The organism is Streptomyces sp. AP-93, assembly GCF_022808175.1.
GTDB lineage: Bacteria > Actinomycetota > Actinomycetes > Streptomycetales > Streptomycetaceae > Streptomyces.
The window spans coordinates 1-846 of record NZ_JALGBX010000079.1; the positions used below are offsets into that span (position 1 = coordinate 1).

Annotated in this window: 1 protein-coding gene; it reads right to left on the bottom strand. The window is 68.9% G+C overall.

Going from position 1 to position 846, the window contains the following annotated elements; translation table 11 throughout:
• Positions 1-579: IS110 family transposase (locus tag MTF69_RS42670; protein ID WP_243342215.1), on the bottom strand; the 579-nt coding region annotated here is incomplete at its 3' end.
• Between the last annotated feature and the right edge of the window lie 267 nt (positions 580-846).

Consider the following 846-nt stretch of genomic DNA (forward strand, 5'->3'; position numbering starts at 1 on the left):
TGCGGCCGGGGATCCGTAGCGCTCGAGGAGCCAGGTGACCGCAGGGTGGTCCAGCCGCGGTCCCAGGACTCGTTCGAGGCTGGGGTGGAACTGGGTCAGCAGGCCGCGTATCCGGTTCGAAGTGCGGGTCGCCTCGGCCGCAAGGTCCTGGTCGAAGCCGGTCAGCACCGTGAGCTCGGCGGTGATCTCGTCGGTCAGCTCCAGCGACCGCAGGACGTGCGGCATGGTGCGGGCGGCGTCCGCGATGACCGCCGCGTCCTTCGCGTCCGTTTTCGCCTCGCCTGGATACAGATCAGCGATCCGCCGCATTGCGAGTCCGGGCAGGTAGGCGACCTCGCAGCCCGCGTCGCGGGCCACGGTCAGCGGCAGAGCCCCGATCGATGCGGGCTGGTCCACGATCACCAGCACCGTGCCGAACTTCGCGATCAGCTTGTCGAAGACGGCCCGCAGTTTCGGTTCGCTGTTGGGCATCGGCTTGTCGAAGACTTTCTTGCCCGTCGGCGTCAGCCCGTGGCCGTGGTGAGCTGTCTTGCCGACGTCCATGCCCAGGAAGACGCCCACATCGCCGGTGTCTAACATCGCACCCCTCCTGGGTGGTTGACCGTGCCGGCCTCGGCGGTGGCACCGTGCTCGCGCATCCACGTTATGCAGACCTGCCGCCCACGCTTCTGCCCGGCATTGCGCCGGGCCGGGCGGTGGCCGGGTCTCTCATCAGCGTCTCCGACGGCACCCCACGGGCCCGGCGACACCACCCCCCAGGTCATCCGTGCGACAGAGGGGACACAGTCATACCGGGCCCGGAGGCCAGTGGCCCCATTGCAGGACCGCGAAAAACATAACGGGGGG